Source organism: Robiginitalea biformata HTCC2501 (genome assembly GCF_000024125.1).
Classification (GTDB): Bacteria; Bacteroidota; Bacteroidia; order Flavobacteriales; family Flavobacteriaceae; genus Robiginitalea; species Robiginitalea biformata.
Genome location: NC_013222.1, coordinates 640,300 through 660,158 on the forward strand (window position 1 = coordinate 640,300; position 19,859 = coordinate 660,158).

Annotated in this window: 14 protein-coding genes; 4 read left to right on the plus strand and 10 right to left on the minus strand. The window is 50.6% G+C overall.

What is annotated here, in order from left to right; all coding sequences use genetic code 11:
- Positions 1 to 46: 46 nt before the first annotated feature.
- Genes RB2501_RS02900 through RB2501_RS02910 form a run of 3 tightly spaced genes read left to right on the plus strand, consistent with a single transcriptional unit; the run spans position 47 to position 5,274 of the window.
- Positions 47 to 943, plus strand: a complete 897-nt coding sequence (locus tag RB2501_RS02900; protein ID WP_015753235.1) for a DUF4007 family protein — start codon at positions 47 to 49, stop codon at positions 941 to 943.
- Positions 927 to 4,154, plus strand: coding sequence for an ATP-binding protein (locus RB2501_RS02905; protein WP_041326923.1), 3,228 nt, complete (start codon positions 927 to 929; stop codon positions 4,152 to 4,154). Before RB2501_RS02900 ends, RB2501_RS02905 begins: the two co-directional genes overlap by 17 nt.
- The gene (locus RB2501_RS02910; RefSeq protein ID WP_015753237.1) at positions 4,147 to 5,274 is read left to right on the plus strand and encodes a phosphoadenosine phosphosulfate reductase domain-containing protein; all 1,128 of its coding nucleotides are present in this window, start codon (positions 4,147 to 4,149) and stop codon (positions 5,272 to 5,274) included. Before RB2501_RS02905 ends, RB2501_RS02910 begins: the two co-directional genes overlap by 8 nt.
- Here the strand turns inward: RB2501_RS02910 and RB2501_RS02915 are convergent.
- The 5 genes from RB2501_RS02915 to RB2501_RS02935 all read right to left on the minus strand — a co-directional run bounded on the left by RB2501_RS02915 (position 5,267) and on the right by RB2501_RS02935 (position 11,948).
- Positions 5,267 to 7,558 (minus strand): DUF262 domain-containing HNH endonuclease family protein, encoded by a 2,292-nt coding sequence (locus RB2501_RS02915; protein ID WP_015753238.1) that lies wholly within the window; start codon positions 7,556 to 7,558, stop codon positions 5,267 to 5,269. The genes RB2501_RS02910 and RB2501_RS02915 overlap by 8 nt on opposite strands.
- Before the next feature lie 38 nt (positions 7,559 to 7,596).
- Positions 7,597 to 8,664, minus strand: coding sequence for a cysteine desulfurase family protein (locus RB2501_RS02920; RefSeq protein WP_015753239.1), 1,068 nt, complete (start codon positions 8,662 to 8,664; stop codon positions 7,597 to 7,599).
- An 87-nt stretch (positions 8,665 to 8,751) separates the two neighbouring features.
- A complete protein-coding gene (locus RB2501_RS02925; protein ID WP_015753240.1) occupies positions 8,752 to 10,089 on the minus strand; it encodes a Gfo/Idh/MocA family protein in 1,338 nt (445 codons plus the stop codon).
- A gap of 178 nt (positions 10,090 to 10,267) precedes the next feature.
- Complete coding sequence (locus RB2501_RS02930) at positions 10,268 to 11,062, minus strand: 3-keto-disaccharide hydrolase (RefSeq protein ID WP_015753241.1); 795 nt, start codon at positions 11,060 to 11,062, stop codon at positions 10,268 to 10,270.
- 142 nt (positions 11,063 to 11,204) lie between these two features.
- Positions 11,205 to 11,948 (minus strand): ion transporter, encoded by a 744-nt coding sequence (locus RB2501_RS02935; RefSeq protein WP_015753242.1) that lies wholly within the window; start codon positions 11,946 to 11,948, stop codon positions 11,205 to 11,207.
- A 236-nt stretch (positions 11,949 to 12,184) separates the two neighbouring features.
- Between RB2501_RS02935 and RB2501_RS02940 the strand changes: the two genes are divergently transcribed.
- Positions 12,185 to 13,882, plus strand: coding sequence for a S8 family serine peptidase (locus tag RB2501_RS02940; RefSeq protein ID WP_015753243.1), 1,698 nt, complete (start codon positions 12,185 to 12,187; stop codon positions 13,880 to 13,882).
- An 87-nt stretch (positions 13,883 to 13,969) separates the two neighbouring features.
- On the opposite strand, the gene RB2501_RS02945 is transcribed toward RB2501_RS02940, so the two are convergent.
- The 5 genes from RB2501_RS02945 to RB2501_RS02970 form a co-directional block, all read right to left on the minus strand.
- Positions 13,970 to 15,181 (minus strand): DmpA family aminopeptidase, encoded by a 1,212-nt coding sequence (locus RB2501_RS02945; protein WP_202944105.1) that lies wholly within the window; start codon positions 15,179 to 15,181, stop codon positions 13,970 to 13,972.
- A gap of 53 nt (positions 15,182 to 15,234) precedes the next feature.
- Complete coding sequence (locus RB2501_RS02950; protein ID WP_015753245.1) at positions 15,235 to 15,507, minus strand: DUF4242 domain-containing protein; 273 nt, start codon at positions 15,505 to 15,507, stop codon at positions 15,235 to 15,237.
- 214 nt (positions 15,508 to 15,721) lie between these two features.
- Entirely contained in the window at positions 15,722 to 17,047 is a 1,326-nt protein-coding gene (locus RB2501_RS02955) for a vanadium-dependent haloperoxidase (protein WP_083760679.1), read from the minus strand.
- Between the two features lie 220 nt (positions 17,048 to 17,267).
- Positions 17,268 to 18,092: an EcsC family protein gene (locus RB2501_RS02965; protein WP_015753248.1), complete on the minus strand. Its 825-nt coding sequence runs from the start codon at positions 18,090 to 18,092 to the stop codon at positions 17,268 to 17,270.
- A gap of 165 nt (positions 18,093 to 18,257) precedes the next feature.
- On the minus strand, positions 18,258 to 19,859 hold the full coding sequence (locus tag RB2501_RS02970) for a serine hydrolase domain-containing protein (protein ID WP_148214278.1): 1,602 nt from the start codon (positions 19,857 to 19,859) through the stop codon (positions 18,258 to 18,260).

The following is a 19,859-nucleotide window of genomic DNA, read 5'->3' on the forward strand; positions in this document are numbered from 1 at the left end:
GAGGATTGCATCCATTTGGCTAACTTGCATCATATTCCCTTTTCTAATGCTACGATTTTCCGGTCATGACACTTTTCACTGCAAGGAGCAGTGGCTACTTAAAGGAATACAACTCATTGAACAACAAGGAGATGCCAACGCTTTGAAAAAGGAGTCTGCTATATCTAAATTAGGTGTTGGAAAAAATATGGTTCGGTCTATTCAACATTGGCTGAAGGCCTTTGATTTAGCTAATGAAGAAGATGGAAGCCTAAAGCCTCTCTCCCATTTGATTTTTATTTCTGAAGAATTAGATCCATACCTTGAAAATGAAAACTCACTTTGGATCCTCCAGTATCATCTTTGCGCTCATAAGTACGCCTCCATTTTTCATCTGATATTTTCCGAATATTTTTTAAAGAAGGCCTCTTTGGAGTTTACAGAATCACAGGTCATCGCCTTCCTTGAGCGAAAAATTGCAGATGAAAATCACCGAAAAACCTCTCCAAAAACACTCTCTGCAGATTTCAAGGTATTCGTCAAAACGTATTTAGTTGCCGACAAGAATTATAGAAATATTGAGGATGACTTCAGTGCTCCCCTATTAGGTTTGAACCTATTAAAGGAAACTGGCAAAAGAAATTCACAAAATGAACGCGTATTTCGAATTAATCGGAATGAGCAAGAGGGCTTATCTGAAGAGGTTTTTGCGTATGGCATATTGATTCATTTTCCTGATGAAGTCTCCTTGGGCCTAGATCGTATCCGAAATACCGTGTCTGCCTATTTTTGTTTGAGCAATGAGGGCCTCGAATTAAAAATCAGCAACCTCTGTAATAAATACCCGGATCACTTTGTCTACAAAGAGGATGCCGGCATCAAACAACTCCAAATTAAAAAGAACGAAGAAGCAATTCGGATGAACTTCCTTAAGCGCAGTTATGACTATGTCCTACACAGTTAACGTTTCTACCAACATCATCCGTGATAAGGATAAGGAGATAGATTATATCGTAACCCCCAATGCTAAGGAGATCTTTGACCGCATGTTCTTGCACAATTACAGTGCCCAGAAGTCATTCAATCTCATTGGAAACTATGGCACAGGAAAATCCACCTTCCTTTGGGCGCTTCAAAAGCAACTAAGTGGCGAGAAAAATTTCTTTGGAGATGCCCTGCAACCAGAAACGGAATATAAGTTTATTCGATGTATCGGGGAAGATGCTTCCCTCTATTCCGTCTTGGGAGGCAAACTAAAGCTCAGAGGAGAGCGCACTTCCGAAAAAATATTGAGCTCTTTGGAGCGTAGAAGAAAGACTCTCGAAAAAAAGGGGAAGGGATTAATTCTTGTAATTGACGAGTTCGGAAAAATTCTAGAACACGTTGCCAAAAAAAAGGATACCCGAGAGCTCTACTTACTGCAACAGATTTCCGAATGGGCCAACGATGGGGAAAACCAGGTATACTTCGTAATTACCCTTCATCAGTCTTTTACAAGTTATGGCACCCAACTTTCGAGTCAAGAAAAGCTCGAATGGGAGAAAGTCAAAGGTCGGTTTACCGATTTATTGTTCAATGAACCCGTTGAACAACTTCTCTTTTTCGCTGCCAAGCGTCTGGAACAATTCGAGATGCCTCGGTTGATACAGAAGCGATTCATAGGTTTGGAACAGCTCATAATAAAATCGAAGCTTGTTGGGGCACATTTAAAGCATGATCCAACACTCAGCAACGCCCTCTACCCATTGGATTGGCTCTCTGCCAATATTTTGGTGAACTCCTTGCAGCGCTATGGACAAAATGAGCGATCCCTATTCTCATTTTTAAATGACGATAATTCTTATTCGATCCATCAATCCGAATCAGAATTCTATAGCGTTCCAAAAGTTTTTGATTACTTGCTCAACACGATACCGTCCGAAATATCAAGCCCAGACAATCCACATAGAGCCCAGTGGCACTCTACTTTTCGGGCCCTCGAGCGTATTGAACTGCTCTTTGAAGAGCACTTTCAGCTCGCCTCAGATATTGTGAAGACCATCGGCTTGGCAAACATTTTCTCTAAGGCTGGTGGCAGATTTGATGCCCCCTTTATTTCCGAATACTTCCGATTGACTCAAGAGGTCGATATTACGGAAATGCTCCGAAAAATGGAAAAAGCTGGGTTGATTCGATTCTATAGGCACAGCAATAAAATTAATTTCCTCGAGGGAACCGATTTAGACCTCGAGCAGGAATTAATTTCCATTTCTAAGGAGATCAATCCAAATTTTGGAATAGCTCCAGAAATAGAAAGGCGTATTGAACTTCCCATCGTTATGGCCAAGAAGTTCAGCTTTCAAACAGGCACTTCCCGTTTCTTTTCCTTTAGAGTGCTCTCTAAGCTAAAAGATGTTAAAGATGCAGAGGGTTATTTGGATGGATATATTTCTTTGGTATTTGACGATGTATCTCTCGATCAATTGGTAGAAACCTCGCAGAGCACCCTAAATAATATTTTCGTTCATTATCAAAACTTTGAGAAGATCCGTGAGGTAATTTTTACAATAAAAAAGTTCGATCTGCTTATTGAAAAGCATAAATCAGATAGCAACGCAATCAAGTTGCTTACTGAAGAGCGTTTGTTTTATAACCAAGAGTTGCAAGATTTAGTCCTGCAACAATTATTTGCAACTGAGCAAAATCAATGGGTTTATGGAGGTAAGGTTTTTCAAGTCTCTTCCAAAGAGGCTTTATATCAAAAACTCAATGAAATTTGCTTTGAGCTATATTCCGACACCCCCATTTTCAAGAATGAGCTTATTAATCGAGAGCACTTATCGCCCCCCATCAATGCCGCCAAAAAACATCTAATACGCGCCATATTAGAGAATGAACATCAGCAAGATTTGGGCTTTGAGGAGGATCGCTTTCCACCTGAAAAATCAATTTACATTTCCCTGCTTCGCGAAATGGGCATGCATTCCTTCAATTCAGAATTCGGGTATTATGAATTGGGAGAACCTTTTGAAGAAAGTGGTATAAAAAATCTCTGGAGCGTTTCTGTAAAATTTCTGGAGTCTTGTAAAAGCAATAAGAGAAGCCTTGTCGATTTTTATGACGCCTTACTTAAAACGCCTCTTAAACTAAAGCGTGGGCTAATCGATTTTTGGATTCCCATTTTCCTGCTCACTAAAAAAGAGGATTATGCCCTTTTCCATAGAGAAGGGGGATTCATCCCCTTTTTGAATGAGGACACGTTGGACCTAATTAATCGCAAGCCCCAAGATTTTTACATTAAGAGTTACAATGTTTCCGGTTTGCGGCTGAACCTATTGGAAGGCTATAAAGAGCTGGTTCAATTAAACTCCAACAATGAAGTGGGTAACCGCTCTACCTTTTTAAGTATCTTCTCAAATTTTCTTAGGTTTCAACGGTCCCTCAATGCCTACACGTTAGGAACAACCAATCTATCGGCAGAAGCTATCCGCTTGCGAGAAGCCATCGTTTCTGCCAAGGATCCTGAACGTGCATTATTTGTGGAATTTCCAAATGCCTTGGGATACCCAAATCTTTCCCAGGAAGAGGATCCAGAAATACTAAGTAGTTATACCAGTCAGTTGCAAAGTGCTATCCGAGAGATTCGAACGGCTTTTGACAGCCTCGTCGATCGGCTTGAGGCGACCCTTATCGAAGCCTTTCATTGTGAATCCTCAGAATTTTTAACCTACAAATCAGAGATAGCCCATAAGCTACGAAGTGTAGATCCGAATGCCCTAGGCAGTAAGCAAGGCATTTACCTTAAGCGTTTAATTTCTCCCTTGGACGACCGAGAAAGTTGGTTGAAATCCGTGCTAGACGTTGTGTTGGGAAAGGGGATTGAAAATCTGATGGACGTAGAGGAGCCCATATTGCAGCAGCAGATTAAGGACCGCTCACAAAGCCTCTTAAAGGCGGCAGATATACACGAATACAACAAAACCGATTCCAACACGCGCATGTATGCTTTTAGCTTGTATGAGGCATCCGGTGAGTCCCTGCACGATCGCTTTATCATTCCCGATGCTATCTCTGAAAAGGAAACGGAAGAGGAAACCCGCATCCGTAAAGCGCTTATGGATCTCGAAGGGAATCGAAGACAAAAAATACTCTTAGATTTATTGCGCAAAGAACTTCAAACCAAATCTAATGAATAAGGTCAATCATGTATTAGGGATTTCTGGTGGGAAGGATAGCGCTGCGCTGGCAATTTACCTTCGAAGGTCCTATCCGGAACTGGATATTGATTTTTATACCTGCGATACCGGGAAGGAGCTAGACGAGACCTATGATCTTATCGAGCGTCTAAATTCGGTTTTGGGCAAAGAGATTCGCCTATACAGGTCGATGGACGAGGAGAACTCGCCTATGAAGAATCCATTTGATCATTTTTTAGCGCTTTACGGCGGCTATTTACCTTCGGCTACCTCTAGGTGGTGTACCAAAAAAATGAAGCTAGAACCCTTTGAAAATGAAATTGGGGATACTCCGACCGTTTCGTACGTTGGGATACGTGGCGATGAAAATCGGGAAGGCTATATCTCGAAAAAAGAAAATATTCAAACCATCTTTCCATTTCGAAAAAATATCTGGAGCTCCGACGTTGTAAAAAAGATCCTGAGCAACGAAAATATCTCTCAACTAGAAGCACTTTATCGCAATCATGGAGAATCTCCCTCCATTGAGTCACTACTCAAACAAGTGGCGAAGCCAATAAGTCCTAAATTTACTCAAAGCCAAAAACTCAACGTCCTTTTAGAAACAAACGTAAAGCTATTTAACCGTGTGGTTTTTGAATTTTTAAAAGACACAGACTACCCTGTGGGCAAACTAAAGGAGTTTCCATTAATTGATAATGATGACATCATTGTTCTGCAAGACGTATTTGACATTCTCGAAAATTCGGGTGTGGGGGTTCCAGCCTACTACCAACCCCTTGAATACACCGTAGAAATCGATGGAGAGCTTAAGCATGGGGCCTATTCACGTAGTAGATCGGGTTGCTTTTTCTGCTTTTATCAACAAAAGATTGAGTGGGTTTGGCTACTAGAACAGCACACCGATCTCTACGAGAAAGCCATTGAGTACGAGAAGGAAGGCTATACCTGGATGGACGAATCGCTAGAAGATCTCAGAAAACCGGAACGCGTAGCTTCCATTAAAAGGGAGCATTATCGAAGAATGCAGCGTCAAAGCCAGCGATCCAGAACGGGCGTGACTTGGCAAGATGAAATTTTGCAGGCCGAAGGGGAGGGTTGTGCGAGTTGCTTTATTTAAAATTGATCCAACTTGCGGTTTTTCCCCAAACTAATTCTAAAATCTTTTTTGCTCTTTTTTCTACCAAGTCAGCGTTCCAATTGATTTTATCGCCTTCTTTTACAATCGCATCCATATGTTTACTATAGCGAACTTTCTCTAAAATTTTAATGGTTTCCTCTTTTAATTCGATACCGGCATCCTGTGCTTTTTTTCGAAGCTTTTGTTTTTTCGTTGGATCCTCTTCTCTTATGTGCTTGTAATATATCAACTTCTCTGTCCAACTTTTATTTCCAATGGAACTGTTAATGTCTGTTGGCAACAGGGTTAGATTTCCTATCGACTGATATAATTCCGATTCAATAGTGTAAAGTTTATCATCCCAACTACCATTGTTTACTTGGGGAGCTATATGTTCTATCGTTTTCAAATCATCAGAATTCCATCTTTCTAGTTTAAGGTATGGCGCAACCCCTTCCGCTCCTATTTTCATAAGACCTGGATTCTCTTCGTCAGAAATAGTTTGATGAAAAGCCATTAAAAGAGCCATTCTGCACACTGTCTTTGAGTTATTATATTTTAAATACCTCAAAGCTTTTTCACTCCATGTCTTAAAACCATCTACCCCAATCTCACTTAAGCAATTAATATAGTGAGACCTCAAATCATCTAATGAAATAGATGTACTCTCTTTCCATGAATAGCCCTCATAGTCTTTCTTCTTCTGGTAAAAGTCCCTATAAGCCTTGTCCAAACCAGAATTTGACTTTACTGACCTCCATAAAACATAAAAGGAAAATGTTAGTTTGCATGCCTCGATAAAATTAGGCACCGATTCTTCTTCATTATTTAATACATCATTATAAAATCTTCCAAGAACTGCTATGGACATTTTATGGTTCGCTTGTTTCAAAAATAACAGCATCAATGAGCATAAATCTGCATCTTCATGACTGCTAATCCTTGAAAGAACTTGAGAATTTTCACCGGAATACTCAATCCAAACCTCCTTATAATATGTCGCGTAATTACCGAAAAAGCTGATCAAACCCTTTTTCAGTTCATAGGGCTCAAGACCTGTATAAATTTCATGAAGCCACTTTCTTTGATTACTAAAGTGACTAGACAATTGACTTCCATCAGTTGTTAATGCCAATGATGTTAAAAAGTCGTTTGTTAATTTATTCTTTTGAGCAGCCGTATTTGTCGAGTCAAAGAGCTTTTCTACATTTTCAAAATTTTCTTTTGTTCTTGAAGAATAATAAGACCCCTCGCATTGATTTGTAGTATTGACAACTAAGGGAGCAAATGTTTCTATAGCCGTAAGAGGTGTTCCAGTTGCATTAAGTGATTGAAATAAATCAAAAGCCCAATCATCTTTAGTTGGCTTAATTACAGTAAAACAACATCTATCCAAGAGATAATGACAAATGGAAAATAATTGGACTACTGAACACAACAAATAACTAATTGACTTCTTGTTCTCTACTTCCCTTTTATTTATTTCTGCAACCAAATTGTCTCTTTCATACTGCCAAATGTATTTTTGATCAATCTCGTTAATAATATCCCAAGCGGGTAAAAAATCAGACCCATCAATTACATGAGCTATTTCAATCGTTTTTGACAACCAATTTTGAATTAGTCTTAAATTCTTGCCGACTCTATTTTGTTTGTTAAACTTAGGCTTATCTGTCTCACCCTTTGGGTCTAGAACATATGATATATATTGAGCAAGATAATTTGAAACAGGTGATTTATAATTTCTCTCAATTTCACCATTCATTGTCCATTGATCAATATTACCTCTTATTATAATGGGTTTTCTTTCAGGAGTTCCTCTTCCAAGGTCCAAAGAAAAAATATCTACTAGTTTCTTCTTCCAATCCTTTGTAGTTTGAATGATTTCATCCCTTAAGGGCTCATTGTCAGCAATTTTGTCCTCAATTATCGAAATTCGATCGTACAACATAGCCGCCATAAGTGCTAAAGTAGATAGCCTTTGTTGACCATCAATTACTTTATCAATTCTACTGGGTAGTCCTCTTGGATCTTGAGGCTCTATATTTTCAGTCGGGTTTGATTCTTGTACCAAGATTATGGTACCCAAGAATCGAATTTCATCATCATCAGATAGACTGTTTTCAATTCCCCTTGATAAGTCAACCACTAGTTGGTCTATATTATCTTGATCCCAAGTATATTCTCTTTGGTAAAGCGGGATATAATAACCTACGCCAGGTTGCTGAAAAAAATTATGAATACTTAATGTTATCGGATCAAATGCACTGTCAATTCTGATCATAAATAAATATAAACGTGGGTTACTAAGGATTGAATACTCTAGGCGATACTAATTCTAAATGTTGACTTTACATTGAAATTAGGAATTGAATTCAGAACATGAGAATCCTCCATAAGTGCGGAAGAGCATGCGCTACCAGTTGATGCCACGAATTTCTGTGAATTGGAAATTAAAAACTCTGCTGCATCTTTATTTCGTAAACTTATACTCAATATATGAGGCGCCCTTTTAACTTCCTTAAAATTTACCTGTCCGAGCTTATTATTTTCATAGAAGTCCTCGATAAATTTTCTTCTTAATTCAATACTTTGTACCCTTTGGATTCTTTCACTATTGGCGATTTCACAAGCTTTACCCATTCCGACAATTAATGGCGTATTATAGGTTCCACCTCTTAAGCCATTCTCTTGCCCTCCTCCATGAATCAAGGGTGTTAGTTGGAGTCCCTCTTTACGATACAATATACCCACTCCCTTAGGACCACGAAGCTTATGGGCCGAAAAACAAAGCATATCAATTCGATCCGCTAGAACATCAACAGGCACCTTGCCAACGGCCTGCGTAGCATCGCAGAAAAATATAACATTGTGCTTTTGAGCAATTTTTCCAATTTCTTCAATCGGTTGAATAATACCTATCTCATTATTTACATACATAATTACAATGAGTAGGGTAGATTCCTTTATGGCTTTCCGTAAATCATCAAGATCTATTAGCCCATTTTCGTCTACTTTCAAATAGGTAACATCTAACCCTTTCGATTCCAAATACTCACACGTGGAAAGAACAGCCTTGTGCTCAGTCTTTACGGTTATGATATGATTCCCTCTATGAGCATTTGCTTCCGTATAGCCTTTTATCGCAAGGTTTATAGATTCTGTTGCACCCGAGGTGAAGATGATCTCGCTGGGTTCCGCATTAATTATACGCGCAACTTGTCCGCGAGCCCTTTCAACAGCATTCCGTGCTTGCTTTCCAAACTCATGATTGCTGGAAGCATTACCAAAAATGTCGGAGAAATACGGATCCATAGCCTTCTTAACCCGATCGTCTACACGGGTTGTAGAAGCACTATCTAGATATTTAATTTTGGATAGATCTCGCACTAAAGCCTTATTCAGAGAAATGAAATTCTAAAATAGAGTCTTATGGTTAGACACACAAAATCCCTTTGCTTGTGTTGTACATAAATTCTAAAACCTCCGATACTTCCCCTTCAAAAACTTATTCGCTTTGCCTTCTTTAAAGCGGGCTTTTTTGGCATCCCAGTGGAGGGTTTCCCCGGGGAAGCGGCCGGCGATGGTGCCCAGCAGGATGGTCTCCGTCAGGCGCGCGGCGTAGTCAAAGGGCGCTGATGTTTCGCCTTTGCCCAGGCAGGCATCCACAAACTCGTGGTAGTGCTTGGGGCCCTCGCTGGCGTAGTTGCGCACCGGGGTGCCCAGATTGTATTTCTCCACGTCCATTTCCTTGTACTGGCCATCGACGATAAGCTTGGGCTCCAGCATAAAGTGCGGCAGGTACAATTTGCCTTTTTCGCCCAGGAACATGGCGCCCTGGTCGTGCAGGGCCTCGCCTCCGGGGAGTTTCAGGTCCTCGTGCTCGGGCGGGACGCCAGGGCCGTCGTACCAGACCCATTTCAGGGATTCGGCCGTGTAGTCGGTGCCCGGGAATTCATAGGTGACTGTGTTGTTTTCCGGGTAGCCAAAGCCGGTGGGCTCGCGACACTCGGTCATGATGGTGCGGGGCACGTCCAGCTCCAGGGCGTTGTAGGGGGTGTCAAAGATGTGCACGCCCATATCCCCCAGGGTGCCACAGCCGTAGTCCATAATCCGCCTCCAGGCGCCCGGGTGGTAGAAGCCCTCCTTATAGGGCCGCTCCGGGGCAGTGCCCAGCCAGAGGTTCCAGTCCAGGTCCTCGGGGATGGGGTCCGATCCCGTGGGTTCCGGGCCGTTATACCCCCATTCCTTGGGGCTCCAGGCGCGCACCGTGTGCACCTTCCCGATGATGCCGTCGCGGATCAGCAGTGTGGCCAGTTTGTAGTCGTAAAAGCTGTGCACCTGGATGCCCATCTGGGTCACCAGGCCTTTCTCGGCAGCCATTTTTTTCATCTCCCGCGACTCGGACACAAAATGCGTAAGCGGCTTCTGGCAGTAAACGGGCTTGTCCATCTCCATGGCCATGAGCGAAGCCGGGGCGTGGGTGTGGTCCGGGGTGGCCACGATTACCGCGTCTATCTCGTCTTTCATCTCATTGAGCAGCGTGCGGTAGTCTGTATACGTTTTGGCGTCCGGGTAGCGGGCTGAGGCATTCGCCAGGGCGGTAGCATCCACGTCGCACAGGGCCACAACCTCCACAGCCGGGTGGGATGCCGTGTCCTGCAGGTCGGCGAGCCCCTGTACGCCCAGGCCAATGTGGGCGGTGCGCAGGCGGTCTTGCGGGCCCAGGTGTTTGAGGTTCTGCAAAAAGGATGGAGCCAGGGCCACGCCCAGGGCGCCGAGGCCGGATTTCTTGATAAAGTCGCGTTTGTTCATTTTGATACTGTTAGGCTTGTTTCGTTTAGTTTGTGTTCATTTGGCAGCGCTGGCGGTGTGCTGACGATTCTAATTTTTGTTGTTGCCTGATTGGAAATTGCAGTTTGCCTTCTGGCTTTTTGCTGCTTGGAAGTTGCAGTCCGGCTAATTACGGGTTCGCTGCTTGCAACTTGCAGCCTCACAATTTCCGGATCTTAATATTCCGGAACCAGATCGGGCTCGCGTGGTCCTGCAGGGCGATATAGCCCTTTTTAAACGTCCCGTATGCCGGGCTGTTCTTCCATTTGTCCGAGTTCTTTTTCTCCTCCCAGGCGTCGTCCCAGGGCACAAACGACAGGATCATCTCCCCATTCAACCAGTGTTCCACCCGCTCCGGGGTAAACACAATCTTGGAGGAGTTCCACTCCCCCACCGGGTGGAGCGTCTTGCCCGGGTCCGGCGGGTGCATCGCATAGTCCGCCCCGGTCTGCTGCAGGGGCTTGAGCTCATTCGGGTTTTCCGTATAGCCCAGGCTCAGGTTGTATTCGGTGAGGTCGTGGATGCGGGCGTAGTTTTCATCGTCGATCAATTGGTATTCCGGGGCCACCACGGGCGGGCCGTCGTACCCTTCTTTTACGTGGTAAAAAATCCCGCTATTGCCGCCCTCGGGCAGCTTCCACTCCAGGTACAATTCAAAATTATCGAATTCCTCGGCGGCGTATAGAATGTCTTTCCCGCCTTCGTAATCCTGCTCCAGGCCCAGCTCGGTCTTAAAGGTGAGCACCGAGTCCTCAATGACCCAGCCCGGGGGCATGGTCTCCGCGTTGTAGCCGCGCCACCCCTCCAGGGAAGTGCCGTCAAAGAGGTATTGCCATTCGCCCGTATCTTCCGCAGCCATCTCGGACAATTCGTCTACAACGTCCTCGGCCTTGGGTTCGCCCTTGCAGGATAAAACCAGCGCTGCGAGCGCCAGCGTCGTGATTGTTTTTTGCATGTTGAGTTGTTTGATTGTGAAAGATACGGAACTGTTTGAAATTTTCATTGGAGGGTTCCCATACGGGCGAAGGAATGCGGTGGGATCGAAGGCGATGGGTTCGAATGCCGGGGGATTCTTGTGGGCCCACGCCCCGGCACCCCTATTCGGATTCCCCCTGCGCCTTTTTCTTCTCGGATGCCTCGGTTTCAATCTCCCGGGCCTTCGACAGGGAGGAGGCCACCAAACCGGCGGGGACCGTCACGATGCCCACCCCGATGATCAGCACAAAGAAGGTGAAGATCTTCCCCCCGACTGTTACCGGGTACACGTCGCCGTAGCCCACCGTGGTAAGCGTCACAATCGACCACCAGAAACTGTGGAAAATGGAGGCGAAGGCCTCTGGCTGGGCGGCGTGTTCAAAGTAGTAGATGCCCGCCGAGGTGAGGTAGAGCACGATAAAAGTGATGATAAAAAACAGGACGATTTCCTCCCGCACCATCCGGGCGGCAATGGTAAACCGCTCAAGGGCCCGGTTGTAGCGGATCATCTTCAGGGCGCGTACCAGCCGCAGGATTCGGAACGACCGCAGGGCCCGCCAGTCCAGCGCGCTGTTCAGGTAGAAGGGCAAAATGGCCAGCAGGTCGATGATACCGTAAAAACTGAAGATGTACCGCAGGGGTTTGGGGGCCACATAGATCCGCAGCAGGTATTCCACCGTAAAAACCGACACGGTAAAGATTTCAAAAACGTAGAGGCCGTCCTGCACGGCAGGGCTCAGGCCGGGAAGCGTCTCAATGGCGTAGGCGATGAGCGAGAGCAGGATAAGCGTCTGGATAAAATAGTGGAAGTACAAGCCGGTGCGGGAGTCCTGGCTTTCCAGGATGTGCCAAAGTTTTTTGCGCATGGTTGGAAGGTTGATGGGCCTTGTGGGGGCTCGCGGGGCATGGGGTGCCCGTTGTGCCTGACCTGATTGCCCGTTGCGCCTAAATATATTTAAGATTCGCAAACAGGCCAAGGGGCAGGCGGCCCATTCCGCGCCTGCGGGATTGCGGCAGGATTAGTATCTTTAAGTACCTGCCGGAAATGCCCTGGCGCAAGTGCCTCGCCGGTTGGTCGAATGTTTATGTGGTCTGAATTGTGATGTCGAAAAGTATCCTGTTATTCCTGTTGATTTTCCCTGCCGCCTGGGCACTGGCGCAGCCTGCGGGCGAACGGTACCGAGTGTACACGTCCCGGGAGTACCAGGTACGTGAAAAACAAATCCGCGAGCAGCAGGCCCGGGAACACAACGCCCGGGAACACCAGTTACGGGCGAACGCGAACCGGAGCGCACGCCATAGGCTCAGGGGCTGGCACCTGGCAGACTGGAAGCAGGACAGCCTGCCGGGGATTAGCCTGGAGAAGGCCTACGCCTGGCTGGACACCCATAAGAGCGGCCACACCGGAGAGGAGGTGGTGGTAGCCGTGCTCGATACCAAACTCGACATCCGCCACGAGGCGATCCGCGACAACCTCTGGACGAATCCGGGTGAAATCCCGGGCAACGGCCTGGACGATGACGGCAACGGGTATACGGACGACGTGCACGGCTGGAATTTCCTGGGGAATTCAGCCGGGGAAGACGTGCTGTACCAACTGAGCGAAACGGCCCGGGCGGCCCGCCTCCTGGAACAAATCGATACGGCGGCGCTGAGGCTCTCAGACCCCAAACGGCTGGCCACCCTGCAGAAGTACGCGGCGGCCTACCGGGAAGACGCCGCCTTTTTCCGGGAGAACTACCGCGCCCTGGATTCCATCCTCAGCCGGGAGGAAGCAGCCCTGCGGGATCAGGCTGCACTCGGGGATAATGCGGCACTGCGGGATGGTGAAGCCCTCCGGAATGGGGCAGCCAACCAGAATGTGGCGGCACTCCGGGAATCCCGGGCGCTCCGGGAGCAACGCAATGCCATCGCCATCCAAAAGCAGTTCTTCTACAACCCGGATTACCAGGAACGGGCCATTACCGGCGACCGGCCCGACGACCTGTACGACCGCCGGTACGGGAACCCGGTAATTTCCGGACGGGCACCCATGGAACACGCCCTTGGGGTGGCCGGGGTGCTGGCGGCCCGGCCCAACAATCGCCTCGGGGTTGCCGATGTTTCCGAGAAGATCCGGATCATGCCCGTGGTGATGGTGGCCGAAGGGGATGAACACGACAAGGATGTGGCCCTGGCCATCCGATATGCCGTGGACAACGGGGCCAAAATCATCAACATGAGCTGGGGGAAGCGCCAGTCGCTGTATCCCAAGTGGGTGCAGGACGCCATCCGCTATGCCTCCCAGCGGGACGTGCTGCTGGTACACTCCGCCGGGAATACGGCCGATGACCTGGATGCCGTGGATTACTACCCGCTGGACTACACCCCGGATGGGGAATTTACCGAGTCCTTCCTGAGCGTGGGAGCCCTGTCGCCCCGAAAAGGACCCGCCCTGGTTGCCTCCTTCAGCAATTACGGCCAGCGCAACGTGGACCTGTTTGCCCCGGGGAACTTCATCTTTACCCCCCATACGGGGAACGGTTATGCCTATAAGCAGGGGACTTCCTATGCCGCACCCCTCGTGGCCGGGGTGGCCGCCCTGGTGTGGTCCCACTATCCGGATTTTACGGCTGCGGAAATCAAGGACATCCTTATGGCTTCGGCCACACGGGTGGATGGGGAGGTGTATTTGCCCCGGAAAACCCGGTCTGCATCCCCTCAGCGGGTTCCCTTTACGCGGCTCTGCAAATCCGGGGGCATCCTCAATGCGTTTGCCGCCCTGCAGCTGGCCGCAGTCCGGAACCGGACCCGTTTATAAACCGATAGACTTGGGCCAGACCTGCCCGAATTCCTGACCTACCGGAATTCCCGGCCGGATCGGGGATTTCCCAAAGCGAAACTTGCGCTATTCCCGCACCAGTTCCAGGACTTTCGCTACCGGCAGCGCTTCGGCCCGGTGACCGTCCCGGCCATCCAGGGTTTCGGCCGCAAACAGGGAATTCCAGATGGCTTCCTCGGTGGCCTCGATGGCAGCCAAAAACAGGGGGGACATAAAATCATTGGAGACGGTGGGCACCTCAGCAACCATGCCCTCCGGGGTATGGGGGATGCGATTGGATTCCGCAGTGGAAACGGCTATTACGTAATCCCCGCTCCCATTCGAGGCGATGCCCCCGGTCCGGGCCAGTCCCAGCATGCAACGTTTGGCGAGCCGCTTTAAGTTGCGGGCATCCAGGGGGGCGTCGGTAAACACCACCATCATGCAGGACCCGTCCGTGTCGTACCGGTAATTCCGGGGTACGCGATTAAGCGCCTTCGCCAGGTTCCTGCCGTTCAGGGTAAGCACCCCGCCAAAATTGGACTGTACAAGCACCCCCACCGTATACCCGTTGAACCGCTCGGGCAGCACCCGGGAGGAGGTGCCGATCCCGCCTTTGTAGCCAAAGGCCATCGTCCCTGTCCCGGCCCCCACATTGCCTTCGGCCACGGCCCCGCCCCGGGCGTTTTCAATGGCTTCCAACACGTGGGCTTCGGTAATATGTCGGCCGCGTATATCGTTCAGGTAACCGTCGTTGGTCTCCCCCACCACGGCATTGACCGAACGTACTTCCTCATTGCCCGGGAGCCCTAGCGTATAAGATATAAGCGCGTCCATGGCCGAGGGCACGCTGAGCGTATTGGTGAGGATAATGGGCGTCTCGATATTCCCGAGCTCTTCCACCTGGGAATACCCCGCCAGCTTGCCAAAGCCGTTGCCGATGTGGATGGCCGCCGGCACCTTCTCCTGGAAGATGTTCCCCCCGTGCGGGAGGATGGCGGTAACCCCTGACCGGATGGTGGTGTGTCCACTTGGGGAGCCTGCGGGCCCGCCTGTGGTTTCTGCATTCCCTCCCGAGGTATCCACATCCTCGATAAGCGTCGTATGGCCTACGCTCACCCCGGGCACATCGGTGATGGCATTGTGAGTTCCCGGGCGCAATACGCCCAATTCAATCCCGTGGTCGCGGAGGCGATTTTGGCTATGGAGGGGTGAAGACATCTGGAGAAAAAGCATCCCTGCAAGTGCCAGGAAAAGGTTCAGCGGACGCGGGGTCCGGAATAAAAATAAGCATCTCATGGGCAGCTGGATTGGCTGCCCTAAGATAGGAAATTGCCGCAGGGTGTAGGCGGTTACTCGGCGGTAACCGGGTCGATCATCGTTTTGACTTCCCGCACGGCGTTAGCCGGGAACCCCCCTTGTTTTGCGTGCTCCCGAATCATCTCCTCGTTGGGGGCCACGTAGACGCAGAAAACCTTGTCTCCGGTTACGTAGCTGTGTACCCATTGGATGCTCGGGCCCATCTCCTGCAGTACCCCGCAGGACGTCTGGGAAATTCCCTGAAGTTGTTCCTCGGTCAGGCTCCCGGCTCCCGGGAGGTCCCGTTCAATAATGTACTTTGGCATGGCTGCAATTTGAATTTTTATGGTGCTCCGCCTCCGGGCCTGCCGGCAAATACATGCATCGGATGGCCCGGTTTAGCGAAGCGATTGAATATACAAAAAATATGCACGCGGTATACGGCCTTCCAGCTGTTAAATTGCTTTTTGCCAGGTAGTTGCAGGGGGTGGGGTTAGGTTGGATGTGGCGGGAGGGTGGGGGCCCATTTCCAGATTCGATTTAACGCGGCAACGGCCTCAAAAAATTGTCATTTGCATAATCCCCGATAGCATTGCCCAGCCGGTGGCCTTCCTCCGAATCGTACCGGAAGTGGATGCCCAGGTACACCCTGGACATGGCCGCTTCCAAACCCGCCTCGGTAAAGGAAGAAAAGGATCGCACGGGCGGGTCCATGGTCATTTTCCCGGAAAATGGCCCGGCGCTGTCCACCTGTACGGTGCGCATGGTAAAGGCGTAGTCGTCTCCGGTTCCCAGGGTTTCGGAAAGGACGCGCATGGCTGCGGAACTCGCAGAGCCATGGGCCGAAGGGTAGGATGGGAAGGCATAGGTATGCCGGTGCAGGTTGTTCCACTCCTCGTCGGGTTCCGTATCCGGGTTTTCATCGTTGGCGGCCCATCGGATCGCCGTATAGGGGCGCCAGTGGTTGTAGTGGAACTTGTTGTCGAATACGTTCACATAGGCATCGTAGACGGTCATGTTCAGCAGGGCCATGCTGCGGACCGTTTCCCACAGGTTCAGGCCTTCCGCAGCGACCAACTGCCTGGCCAGCCGGTTATGCGAATTTTCCACAAAATCCTTCCACCACATAGCCAGATGCGCCTGGTCTTTCGTACGGGTATCGCTGGATTCACTTCCCACGGATTTTACCTCGTTAAAGGCAGCCGTGTAGGCATCCGAAGCGATATCCGGAGGCGGAGGCGACCGGAACTGGTCCGGGGACTCCAACAGGAAGGGTTCGGCCCGGGCCCAGCCGGCCCCGAAAACAAATCCCTCCGGGGTGCCGCTATGCTCGTTAAACTCCGCGTAAACGCCCGGGGCCATGGGGTGCCAGGTATATTCGGCCTCCCCGTTCCACTGGTCCGCCTGCCGCATCTCCAGCAGGGCTTTGGCGGCTTCCTTTCCCATTTGGATGCCGGCCTCCCGGGCAGCACCCTCCGGGATCGTATCCAGCACCTCCCCCAGCCAGCCCCGGATCTGTTCCTGCTGGTCCGGAAAACTGGCTGCCGTCACCTCATACAGCGCCTGGGCTACGGCCGCAGATGGGTTGGCATCCGGGAGCGACCCGGAAAAATGGTACGTTTCATATACGGGGTGGATGGCATTGAGCGCATTGTGTGCCGCCGTAAAAGCAATGGCTTCGGTGCGTACGCCGTTAAGCGTCAAGAGCCCGTCTTTTTCCACGGCCAGTTCCATAATCCGGTCATTCCATTGAATGGCCATCTCGGGCGAATAATCTTCGGGTTGCACCTCCTTATCCGCGCATCCAAAAAGGAGGGCCAGGACGAAGATGCAGAAAGGAATGGGGTGACGTCTGGATGGTTTCATCTTACACAGGTTTTTTGTCCAAACCGGATTTACCTTGCCGGGGGAAATTCGGGGAACGGGCCTGTGGCCGGAAATGCGGGGTTCCGGGATGAGAATTCCTTCTAAAGATAATAAAATCAGGTGATTAACCGGGTGTTTGGAATGTGGATATTGATAGGAACTTGCAGGGGGTGGGGTTAGGTTGGAAGTGGCGGGCGGGTGGGGGCCCAGTAAACAGCGTTTATTGCTTCGCCACGTCCCCAATGGCATGATACGCCGCCTCAACCGCCTCCAACCCGTACTTTCGCTCCAGGCGGCGGACGGCAAAATGGGCCTCGGCCATGTTCTGGAAGTGGGTCATAAACGCCGTGTTGATGGCAGCCCCGCCCACAGCCCCGATTACCGGGACGGCCTGGGCGGCAAATTTCTCAGTCACCTGCACGCTGAAACGGCCGGCCACCTGCCCGATGGCCTTGGCCAGCGGGTTGGCCACCCCCCGCAAGGCAGACCGGATGGACATGCGCAGGGCATAGTACCCCGTATCCAGGCTGTCGTCGTGCTTGGATTTCCCGCCCAGGGCAAACACCTGCAGGCAGGCCAGCTGGGTGTCAAGTTCCCGCAGGTCCTCCCCCTCGCTGCGGGCGATGTCCATGATGGAACGCATCATCAGCTTGGTGGTCAGGGCCATATCGGCCGCAAAGGCCACAAAGCCGAAGGCCCCGCCAATGGCGCCTGAGAGGGAGGCCATGGCCTGGTAGGCCGTGTTGAGAGAAGCCGGCTTGGCCTTATCCGGGTCCATGGTTTTCAGGTTGGACTGCACTACCCGCTGCAGCACGGTATAACTGATCTGTTGCAACTGCTTTTGCTGGCCCTCAGACAAACGGGACACCTGCTTGTCGATCTTGTTCCCGAGCTGGTTGAGCCCCTCCATGGCCCAGCCAATATTTTCCATCCGCCGTTTGGCAGATTCCAGCACGCGCAGGTCCTCCGCCTCCAATTGCGTGGCGGGCACGACGGCCAGCGCCCGGGTGCTTTTCTTTTCTTTCTTGCTCTTTTTCTCAGCCATTAACCATGATATTGTTGGGGATGCGTCCCGGCAAATTTCGACTCAAAATGTACAACAACCGTGCCCATTCACCCCCGCCGGGAAGTGCACGAGTCCCGGACCCGGGCCCGGGTCCGGATACGAAGCGATCAGGAACCAGGGCACAACATGTCTGTTTAATTGTGTTTAATCCTCATTTTCGCCTTCAAAACTCACGTCCAGTTGCTGCACCTTCGGGTCGGCCTCCGGGGTAAGGGTAAAGAATACAACCACCTCCCCGTTTGCGGCCTGCATGCGGAACCGTCCGCGGAGCTGGTTTTCCGGCTCTAATTCGCCCACGGACGAAATGTCCCCGGCTTCCTCCAGGACTTCCGCGATTTCAGACCGGCGGTGTTCCCTGCTCTGGTCCATAAAGAAGTTTTCGGCCATGATGCGGGCTTCCACCTGCGGATCGCCGCTGCGGACCCACTGGGCTACTTCCTCCTTGCGGGTTTTAAGGATATCCGACACCGGCAGGGCGCGCGGCTTTACCTGGAGCGAATCGAAGATTTTGCGGTAGACGGGCCCGAGGGAGTACGGGGAGGTGTAGGTGCGGTTGCCGAAGGCCATGACCCCGATCCCGTAGTCCGGAAAAAACACATAGTTGCTGCCGTATCCGGGCAGGGCGCCCCCGTGGGAGACCTGTCGGAGGCCGTTGCAAAATGTAGCGCTTCCCAGGCCAAGTGCGTAGCCGGACATCACGGCGCAGTCTTCCCCATTCCAGTCTTTGGCCTCCGCGTACAAACGGGAGAAACGCGGTTGCTGCATGTCCCGCAAAGAACTTCGCTTCACCGGTCCCTCATCCGGGGCGCTCCGGGGCGGCCAGGCAGACAGGTGGAAGCTCACATACTTGCTGAAGTCCTCAATGGTGGTGATGAGCCCACCCATGGCGCCATACGACCCGTCGTGTAAAATGGGCTCCGGCTTCCATTGTTCGTCTTCCCACCGATAGCCATGGGCCAGGATGTCGGCCGGCACGCTGTCGTATTCCCAATAGGTCCGGGTCATGCCCAGGGGCAGCAGGATTTCTTCCCGGATGTACTCCTGGTAGGGCTGCCCGGAAACCTCCGAGATGATCTTGCCCAGCAAGGCATACCCCGTATTGCTGTACTCAAATGCAAAGGAGGCCGGGTTGCTGAAGGAGACCCCGCCGGCCATCAGGTCGGTGAGCATCTGGTCCGTTTCGTCCAGTTGCCGGTCGCCCCAGGGGTTGTCTTCCGGGAAGCCGGCAGTCATCGTCAGCAGGTTTTCGATGGTAATGGCGGGGGCATCGCTGGTGAGGTATTCAAGACCGGCCATCTCCGGGATGTATTTTTCGGCCGGGTCTGCCAGGGCCAGGCGGCCTTCATCCCGCAATTTCACGATGGCCATGGCCGTAAAGCTCTTGGTCATGGAAGCAATCCGGAAGGCGGAAGAGGTGGTGGCCGGTCGCTCGGATTCGATGTCGAGCACGCCCGTGGCGCCGGACACGACCAGTTCGTCGTCCACAACGACGCCGTAGGCAATGCCGGGGATGTGACGCTCTGCAGCGTGCTCCTCGATGAGTCGTTGCATGTCGGGGGCGAGGCTCCGGATCCTTTCGGCCCGGTTGTCCTCCTCAAAGCGGGCGGGCTGGTAGGTGTCCGATACCGGGCGGTCCGGGGCGGACGCGTTTGAAGCCGAATGGGCCTCCGGTTCGGTTTTACAGGCTGTCAGGCCCAGCATCAAGCCTGCGAACAGGAGGAGCGGCCATTTAAGTTGCGTGTTCAT

What these genes read in the sequence shown, in the direction of transcription:
- RB2501_RS02900 (WP_015753235.1), top strand. Translation starts at nt 47, where the DNA reads ATGCTACGATTTTCCGGTCATGACACTTTTCACTGCAAGGAGCAGTGG.
- RB2501_RS02905 (WP_041326923.1), top strand. Translation starts at nt 927, where the DNA reads ATGTCCTACACAGTTAACGTTTCTACCAACATCATCCGTGATAAGGAT.
- RB2501_RS02910 (WP_015753237.1), top strand. Translation starts at nt 4,147, where the DNA reads ATGAATAAGGTCAATCATGTATTAGGGATTTCTGGTGGGAAGGATAGC.
- RB2501_RS02915 (WP_015753238.1), bottom strand. Translation starts at nt 7,558, where the DNA reads ATGATCAGAATTGACAGTGCATTTGATCCGATAACATTAAGTATTCAT.
- RB2501_RS02925 (WP_015753240.1), bottom strand. Translation starts at nt 10,089, where the DNA reads ATGAACAAACGCGACTTTATCAAGAAATCCGGCCTCGGCGCCCTGGGC.
- RB2501_RS02930 (WP_015753241.1), bottom strand. Translation starts at nt 11,062, where the DNA reads ATGCAAAAAACAATCACGACGCTGGCGCTCGCAGCGCTGGTTTTATCC.
- RB2501_RS02935 (WP_015753242.1), bottom strand. Translation starts at nt 11,948, where the DNA reads ATGCGCAAAAAACTTTGGCACATCCTGGAAAGCCAGGACTCCCGCACC.
- RB2501_RS02940 (WP_015753243.1), top strand. Translation starts at nt 12,185, where the DNA reads ATGTCGAAAAGTATCCTGTTATTCCTGTTGATTTTCCCTGCCGCCTGG.
- RB2501_RS02945 (WP_202944105.1), bottom strand. Translation starts at nt 15,181, where the DNA reads ATGAGATGCTTATTTTTATTCCGGACCCCGCGTCCGCTGAACCTTTTC.
- RB2501_RS02950 (WP_015753245.1), bottom strand. Translation starts at nt 15,507, where the DNA reads ATGCCAAAGTACATTATTGAACGGGACCTCCCGGGAGCCGGGAGCCTG.
- RB2501_RS02955 (WP_083760679.1), bottom strand. Translation starts at nt 17,047, where the DNA reads ATGAAACCATCCAGACGTCACCCCATTCCTTTCTGCATCTTCGTCCTG.
- RB2501_RS02965 (WP_015753248.1), bottom strand. Translation starts at nt 18,092, where the DNA reads ATGGCTGAGAAAAAGAGCAAGAAAGAAAAGAAAAGCACCCGGGCGCTG.
- RB2501_RS02970 (WP_148214278.1), bottom strand. Translation starts at nt 19,859, where the DNA reads ATGAACACGCAACTTAAATGGCCGCTCCTCCTGTTCGCAGGCTTGATG.